11 protein-coding genes are annotated in these 7244 nt (G+C 63.8%); 3 read left to right on the forward strand and 8 right to left on the reverse strand.

Features of this window, described 5'->3' with window-relative positions; translation table 11 throughout:
- The coding region (gene tsaB / locus A3764_RS06150) for a tRNA (adenosine(37)-N6)-threonylcarbamoyltransferase complex dimerization subunit type 1 TsaB (protein ID WP_067951326.1) at positions 1 to 543 on the reverse strand (543 nt) is incomplete at its 3' end.
- Entirely contained in the window at positions 536 to 1096 is a 561-nt protein-coding gene (locus A3764_RS06155; protein WP_067919216.1) for a NifU family protein, read from the reverse strand. The genes tsaB and A3764_RS06155, both read right to left, overlap by 8 nt.
- Before the next feature lie 237 nt (positions 1097 to 1333).
- On the opposite strand from A3764_RS06155, the gene A3764_RS06160 reads away from it, so the two are divergent.
- Positions 1334 to 1693 carry a hypothetical protein gene (locus A3764_RS06160; RefSeq protein ID WP_067919217.1) on the forward strand — a complete coding sequence of 120 codons (360 nt, stop codon included), beginning with the start codon at positions 1334 to 1336 and terminating at the stop codon, positions 1691 to 1693.
- A 37-nt stretch (positions 1694 to 1730) separates the two neighbouring features.
- On the opposite strand, the gene A3764_RS06165 is transcribed toward A3764_RS06160, so the two are convergent.
- The 3 genes from A3764_RS06165 to A3764_RS06175 form a co-directional block, all read right to left on the reverse strand.
- Positions 1731 to 2189, reverse strand: a complete 459-nt coding sequence (locus A3764_RS06165) for a universal stress protein (RefSeq protein WP_067919219.1) — start codon at positions 2187 to 2189, stop codon at positions 1731 to 1733.
- A 90-nt stretch (positions 2190 to 2279) separates the two neighbouring features.
- Positions 2280 to 3167 (reverse strand): branched-chain amino acid aminotransferase, encoded by an 888-nt coding sequence (locus A3764_RS06170; protein ID WP_067919222.1) that lies wholly within the window; start codon positions 3165 to 3167, stop codon positions 2280 to 2282.
- Positions 3168 to 3182: 15 nt separating this feature from the next.
- On the reverse strand, positions 3183 to 3413 hold the full coding sequence (locus tag A3764_RS06175; RefSeq protein ID WP_067919224.1) for a hypothetical protein: 231 nt from the start codon (positions 3411 to 3413) through the stop codon (positions 3183 to 3185).
- A gap of 123 nt (positions 3414 to 3536) precedes the next feature.
- On the opposite strand from A3764_RS06175, the gene A3764_RS06180 reads away from it, so the two are divergent.
- Positions 3537 to 4283 carry a M48 family metalloprotease gene (locus tag A3764_RS06180; protein ID WP_082857942.1) on the forward strand — a complete coding sequence of 249 codons (747 nt, stop codon included), beginning with the start codon at positions 3537 to 3539 and terminating at the stop codon, positions 4281 to 4283.
- Positions 4284 to 4299: 16 nt separating this feature from the next.
- Positions 4300 to 4665, forward strand: coding sequence for a YigZ family protein (locus A3764_RS06185; RefSeq protein WP_067919238.1), 366 nt, complete (start codon positions 4300 to 4302; stop codon positions 4663 to 4665).
- Between the two features lie 11 nt (positions 4666 to 4676).
- Here A3764_RS06185 and trhA read toward each other — a convergent pair whose 3' ends face one another.
- The 3 genes from trhA to rimO all read right to left on the reverse strand — a co-directional run bounded on the left by trhA (position 4677) and on the right by rimO (position 7232).
- Positions 4677 to 5306, reverse strand: coding sequence for a PAQR family membrane homeostasis protein TrhA (gene trhA / locus A3764_RS06190; RefSeq protein WP_067919226.1), 630 nt, complete (start codon positions 5304 to 5306; stop codon positions 4677 to 4679).
- A gap of 59 nt (positions 5307 to 5365) precedes the next feature.
- Positions 5366 to 5731, reverse strand: a complete 366-nt coding sequence (locus A3764_RS06195) for a hypothetical protein (RefSeq protein ID WP_236628069.1) — start codon at positions 5729 to 5731, stop codon at positions 5366 to 5368.
- Between the two features lie 124 nt (positions 5732 to 5855).
- Positions 5856 to 7232, reverse strand: a complete 1377-nt coding sequence (gene rimO / locus A3764_RS06200) for a 30S ribosomal protein S12 methylthiotransferase RimO (RefSeq protein WP_067951329.1) — start codon at positions 7230 to 7232, stop codon at positions 5856 to 5858.
- Positions 7233 to 7244: the final 12 nt, after the last annotated feature.

Consider the following 7244-nt stretch of genomic DNA (forward strand, 5'->3'; position numbering starts at 1 on the left):
GGGCCGGGGCGGCGCATCGCGGTAGCGGGTGGCGGCGACACGTGCGGTGGCCTCGGCCACCCCATGGGCGGGGGCCTGTCCGGTCGCCCCGATCAACGGCCCGTCGAACGGGGGCAGGTTGCCTTCGTCCAGCAGCGCGGGTTCTGCCAGATGCGGATTGCCAAAACCCTGCACGAACAACTGTCCCCGGCGCGCATCCACGGCACAGACACAGGGGCCTTCATGCCCGTAGCGCAGCGCCTCGAAGGCGGAAACTCCCACCGCGGGTCTGCCTAGCCCCAAGGCCAGACCGCGGGCCGCCGCCACTGAAATGCGAATGCCGGTAAAATTCCCCGGCCCGATCCCTACTCCGATCGCGGAAAGGTCGCCATAGGCTGCGCCTGCCGCGTTCAACAGTTCTGCACAAAGGCCCATCAGCCGTTCGGCCTGACCCTTCGCCATCTCTTCCCGCGCGCTTTCGATGATCCGGTCGCCGGAGAGCAAAGCGGCCGCGCAATGCGCGGCCGATGTGTCGAAAGCGAGGATAAGCGGCGCGTCAGGCAACCGGACGCACCTCTGTGACCTCGGGGATGTAGTGCCGCAGCAGGTTCTCGATGCCCATCTTCAGCGTCAGCGTGGAAGAGGGGCAACCCGCGCAGGCACCCTGCATGTGCAGATAGACGACACCGCGCTCGAAGCCATGGAACGTGATGTCGCCCCCGTCCTGCGCCACGGCGGGGCGGACCCGGCTGTCCAGCAGTTCCTTGATCTGGCCGACGATCTCACCGTCTTCGCCGTCATGGGCCGCGTGGCCGGAGGCATGTTCATGACCCGAAGCCATGACCGGTTGACCGGATTGGAAATGCTCCATGATCGCACCGAGCAGAGCGGGTTTGATATGGTCCCATTCGACATTGTCGGCTTTGGTCACGGTGACGAAATCATTGCCGAAGAACACCCCGGCCACACCGTCGACGGCGAAAAGCCGGGTCGCGAGCGGAGAGGCATCCGCCGCATCGGGGGAGGGGAAGTCAGCGGTTCCCATCTCAAGCACGGTCTGGCCCGGCAGGAACTTCAGCGTCGCCGGATTCGGCGTGGATTCTGTTTGTATGAACATTGTTCTATTCCTTGCATCGGGATGCGACTGATATGCGCAGCATGCCATGACGAGTCAAGGTTTGGAACGATTCTAAAAGCTGGTCCCGCAATAGGCGCCGCAGCGCCGAATGGCGGGCCCGGGCTGAATAATTCGCTTTGAGCGCAGTGCATTACAGGGTAAATAGCAGCCATCGATGCATGAGTCGTCCGGCCCGATGGCCAAAGCGGCTGCGCTGCATCTTTTCTGGATCATATCATGGACATATTGCTTGGTTTGGGTGTGCTGTCCGCCAGCACGCTTCTGTTTGCCGCGGGGTTCGCCGCGCATCGCCGTCCCGTGCCCGCCCGCTGGACGCGCCTTCCCGGTCTCAGCATGCTGTTCTGCGTGACGCTGACGATGATGGCACCCGTCGGTCTGGGCTTTCTCGTGAAGGCGGCGCTGACGCCGCAGACCTTCACCGCGGGCACGGTCATGTGGTTCCTTCCGGTGGCGGCACTGGCAGCAGCAGCGGTCGTTTTCACACCCGTTCTCATCCGTAGTGTGCGCAAGGCAGGCACGCCTCCGGTCGTGCCCGCGTCCCAGCCGCTGGCGGTCGAACCCGGCCTCGCTGCCTGACGCCCGGTCGCGCCGCCCTCAGGGACGGCGCGCCTGATCAGGTGATCGCTTCCAGCCGTTCCTTGCTGAGATTGCCCGGCACGATGGTAATGGGGACGGGCAGCGTGCCCGCATTGCGGGACAACTGGGTTACCAGCGGGCCGGGGCCTTTTTTCTTGTCCGAACTGGCGCCCAGCACGAGAACGCCAATCTCGGTATCGTCCATCACCTGTTGGACGATCTCGTCCGCAGGCACGCCTTCGCGGATGACAAGCTCCGGCTCCACACCCTGCTTGTCGCGCATCCACTTGGCGAAAACCTCGAAATGTACCTCGATCCTTTCGCGGGCCTCTTCGCGCATCACCTCGCCAACGCCGATCCAATGATTGAATTCATCCGGCGGAATGACGGAGAGAACCGCGACACCGCCCCCCGTGCGCGCCGCGCGCAGGGCCGCGAACCGCATCGCGTTCAGACATTCCGTGCTGTCGTCCAGCACCACCAGAAACTTCCGCATGTCGTACTCCGAAAAGGGCCGCGGCGATAATGGCGCGCCGGGCACCGGCTGGCAATGGCTCCCGCGCGTCAGTTGCCGTGGCCCGTCGTATCAGCTTCCGGCAGCGTCGGAGGAGGCGGCCCAGTCCCAGTACATCTCTCGTACCCGGCGGGTGACAGGGTTCTGATTGGCACCGGTGCCATAGCGCGTTTCATCGAAGGCGCTGACCGGCGTGACCTTCATCATGTTGCCGGACAGGAAAACTTCGTCCGCGGCGTGGAAATCATCGAAGGACAGCACGGATTCATGCACCGTCATTCCGTCGGCGCGCATGTTGGCGATATGACGCGCCCGGGTGATCCCGGCAAGGAATGTGCCGTTGGGAATGGGGGTAAAGACCTCTCCATCGCGGACCATGAAGACATTGGCGGAGGCGGTTTCGGCCACGTTGCCCGCCGCGTCCGCCACCAGAGCGTTGCCGAAGCCCTTGGCGCGCGCCTCGACCATCATGCGGGCATTGTTGGGATAGAGGCACCCGGCCTTGGCGTTGACCACGTTGTCCTCCAGCACCGGGCGGCGGAAACGGGTGCGCGTCAGCGTGGTGGCGGCCTCGGGAGGGGCCATGGGGATCTCTTCGAGGCAGAGGGCGAAGCCGGTGGCGCCTTCCTTCGGCACGATGCCCAGATCGCCGCCCTCTATCGCCCAGTACATGGGGCGAATGTAGACCGCCGCCTCCTTCGGGAACCGCGCGAGGCCATCGCGCGCGATGGCGACGATATCATCGGTGGTCACGGTCGGCGTGATCATCAGCGCGGCGGCAGAGCGGTTCACCCGGGCGCAATGCGCCTGCAGGTCCGGCGCCAGCCCATCGACCATTCGCGCCCCGTCGAAGACCGTCGTCCCCAGCCAGGCGCCGTGATCGGCCGCCTTCATGATGGGTACATCGCCTTCGTGCCAAGTGCCCTCGTAATAGGTGCGAATGTTTGTGCCTGTGGCCATGGGAATGTCCTGTGCTCAGGGCGCGCTGCGATAGGTGCCTTCGGGAAGATTCAATGCCGCAGCCAGATCACGCAACTGGGCCGGGGACAAGGTGATTTTGGCGACCCGATCTGTCCTCGGGTCCCATTGCTCGAACGTGACCTCGCTGTCGAAGGCATGCACGGTCACATCTTCCCGAAGCGGGGATTCCCCTTCGTCGATCAGGGTGATCACGGTGGCGTCGAATTCGTGCTCGATGGTAAACATGGGGGCAGACTATGCCTTCGGCGGATCAATGCAAGCGGCTGGGTGAAATCGCCGTGAACGGGGTGGCGGCCCTCGACGGGCGTGTTAGTTTGAGCGCCAGAGATACCGATGGAGGACCGCCCGATGATGAGGACCGTACTGGCCGCGCTGGCAACTACCGGATTGCTCGCGGCCTGTGACGTGGCGCCGGTGCCGCAACAGCCGGTGCCGACCGGTGGCCAACCGGCCCCTGTGCCCGCCCCCGCGTCCCGCCCGGACCAGCGGCCCAACACCCTGTCCACCGCCGAGGCCGCACGTACATTCGTCAGCGTGGTGCGCACGGTCGAACCCGTGGCGGAGCGCGAGTGCCGCGCGCGCACATCGCAGATCAACTGCGATTTCAACATCGTGGTGGATGACCGCCCGAACCAGCCCGCCAACGCCTACCAGACCGTCGATCGCGCCGGTCGACCGGTGATCGCCTTCACGCTGGGGCTGATCTCTGACGCCCGCAACGCGGATGAACTGGCTTTTGTGATGGGCCATGAGGCCGCGCACCATATCGCGGGTCATATCGACAGGCAGCAGCAGAATGCCGTGGCCGGTGCCGTGATCTTCGCCGGGCTGGCGACGTTGAGCGGCGGCAATGCCTCCGCCGTGCAATCGGCTCAGCGGCTGGGCGCGCAGGTCGGGGCGCGGAGCTATTCCAAAAATTTCGAACTGGAGGCCGACGCGCTGGGCACCATCATCACCGCGCGCGCGGGGTATGATCCGTTGCGCGGGGCCGAATTCTTCGCGCGCATCCCCGATCCGGGTGACAAGTTCCTCGGGACCCATCCGCCCAACGCATCCCGCCTCGATACCGTGAGACGCACTGCAGCCGGTCTTTGATCCGGCGCGGGGCGTGTTGCGCGAACTGGGCGTCGTTCTGTCTGACCGGGGATCGCGCTATGCGGTTTCCGGTGCCACTGTCGCCGACCGGGGGCAGATCGATGCAGTTGTCGCGGAACTCGCAGGGCGCAAACCCTACAGCAAGGCCACCCATAACACCTGGGGCGCAATCCTGTCGGACGGGGGTGCCGCCAAGGCGGATGACGGCGAAAGCGGTGCGGGAATGGTCATCCTGCGGATGCTGGAACGCGAAGGGTTGGAGGATCACCTTGTCGTCGTAACCCGTTGGTATGGGGGCAAACATCTGGGCGGCGACAGGTTTCGCCACGTGCAAAGTTGCGTGCGGGCCTATCTGGACACTCTGGCGGGCGACACAAGGTAGCCTTTGTCAGATCATACGGGCTGCAGACTGATCGCGATGGCCGCGAAGAAGGCGGCGGAGGCGGTCAGGACGAAACCGTGCCAGATCGCGTTCTGATAGCGCATCCCGGCGTGCGCATAGATGATCGTACCGAGCGAATAGATCAATCCGCCCGCCGCGATAAGGCCGAGCGCCGTTCCCGGCAGACGTTCCCACATGGGCCAGACAAGCAGCACGCTGAGCCAACCCATCCCGAGATAGAGCGCAAGCGAGCCACGCGCATCGAGCCGCCAGAACCAGAGCTTCGCCACCGCACCGATCACCGCAAGCGTCCAGATCACGCCCAGGATGCCATAGGCAAAGCCCGACCCGATCAGCACCACGAGCGGTGTATAGGTCCCGGCGATCTTGAAGTAGATCGCCGCATGGTCGATCCGGCCCAGAAAGGGGCGCGTCCTGTCGAAAGGCAGCAGATGGTAAATGGCGGAGGCCACGAAAGACAGCAGAATGCTGCCCACGTAAAGCGCCGTCGCCGTCACCGGGGCCCCGGTTTGCGAGGCATGGAGCAGCAGCAAGATGCTGGCGGGAATGGCAAATGCCAGCCCCAGCACATGCACCGTGCCGTCTGCGACCGTTTCGGCGATGGAAGTGGGATAGGCCATGAAAAGCGACCTAATCTTTTCGCGGAAACTTGCCAGATCTGACCTTGAGTAAAGTGCGCTCAGCGCGGTTTGTTGCCGTCGATCCAGCGCGACATCATCGTCCGGTCCCGGAAACATTCGGGGGGAATTTGCTGCCTTTTGAGCCGGGCGATCCGCTCGGCAAAGGCCACCTGTTTGGACGACGGGTAGTTGGTGAACTTGCATGCGGGGGCGGACTTTTGCGCATCGATCCACCGGGACAGGGCCGCGCGGTTCCGGGCCAGATCGGCGGGGAACTTCACGCCGGTCTTGAGGGCCAGCGCCTGCGCATAATGGATCTGCTTTTCGGTCGCGGGCAGGGCGTCGGGGGTGGCGGCATCTTCAGCCGCTGCGTTCTTTGCGACGGGGGCATCGAAGATGCCGGGAAACTGGGGCTGGAAAGACATTGACCGTTCTCCGTTTCGTTCTTTCGCATATAGAACGTTTAGGGAACAAATTCAAGGTCGTTGTGTTTTCGCTGCGCTGGACCCCTATATCTAGGGGCGGCAATGTTCTGTGACAGGGGCGAAGTCAGACCCGGCGACCCCACAGATCGTATTCGCCTGCTTCCTCGACCTCTACCGTGACGATGTCACCGACGCGCAGCGTTTCGTGCCCTTCGTCGATGAAGAGGTTACCGTCGATCTCGGGGGCGTCGGCCTTTGTCCGGCATGTGGCGGCGTCCTCCTCCACCTCATCCACGATGACTTCGATGCGGCGGCCGACTTTCGCTGCAAGCTTGGCTTCGGAAATGGCCTGTGCCTTGGCCATGAACCTGTCCCAGCGATCCTGTTTTACCTCGTCGGGGACGTGATCCGGTAGATCGTTTGAGCGGGCACCCGCCACGTTTTCGTACTGAAAGCAGCCCACACGGTCGAGCTGCGCCTCATCCAGCCAGTCCAGAAGGACCTGAAACTCTGCTTCAGTCTCTCCCGGGTAGCCGACGATGAAAGTGGAACGCAACGTCAGATCGGGGCAGATCGCGCGCCAGGCCGCGATCTCATCCAGCGTTTTCGCGGCGGCAGCGGGCCGCGCCATCCGCCTGAGCACCTCCGGATGGGCATGCTGGAAAGGAATGTCGAGATAGGGCAGAACGCCGCTCTGCCCGTCGGCCATCAGCGGGATAAGCTGGCGCACATGCGGATAGGGATAGACGTAATGCAGCCGAACCCAAGCCCCGAGCGATCCAAGGTCGCGCGCAAGATCGGTGATATGCGCGCGATGGCCGCGGTCTTCGGCGTGCTTGATATCGACCCCGTAGGCGGAGGTGTCCTGCGAAATGACCAGCAGTTCCCGCACGCCGCTTTCCACCAGCTTTTCAGCTTCCCGCAGAACCGCATGTGCCGGGCGGGACTGCAAACGCCCGCGCATATCGGGGATAATGCAGAACTTGCACTTATGATTGCAACCCTCTGAAATCTTGAGGTAACTGTAATGACGTGGGGTGAGACTGACCGCCTGTTTCGGCATCAGGTCGATGAACGGATCGGGCCGGGGCGGCACGGCCCCATGTACGGCGTCCAGCACCTGTTCGTATTGGTGCGGGCCCGTCACGGCAAGGATCTTCGGGTGGTGTTCGCGGATGTAATCAGGCTCCGCCCCGAGGCATCCGGTAACGATGACACGCCCGTTCTCCGTCAGCGCCTCACCGATGGCATCCAGCGATTCCGCCTTGGCTGAATCGAGAAAGCCGCAGGTGTTCACGATCACCGCGTCGGCCCCCGCATAGTCCGGCGATACCCCGTAACCTTCGGCGCGCAGCCGGGTGAGGATCCTTTCGGAATCCACCAGGGCTTTCGGACAGCCGAGGGAAACCATGCCGATCGTCGGCTGACCGGGGCGGGCGGGATCGCCGATCCGGGCCTTGGGGGCCAGGTCGGGGCGCAGATTTGGGGGGTTCGTGCTCATCTTTTGCGCTAT

This window comes from Sulfitobacter sp. HI0129, assembly GCF_001635395.1.
GTDB lineage: Bacteria > Pseudomonadota > Alphaproteobacteria > Rhodobacterales > Rhodobacteraceae > Sulfitobacter.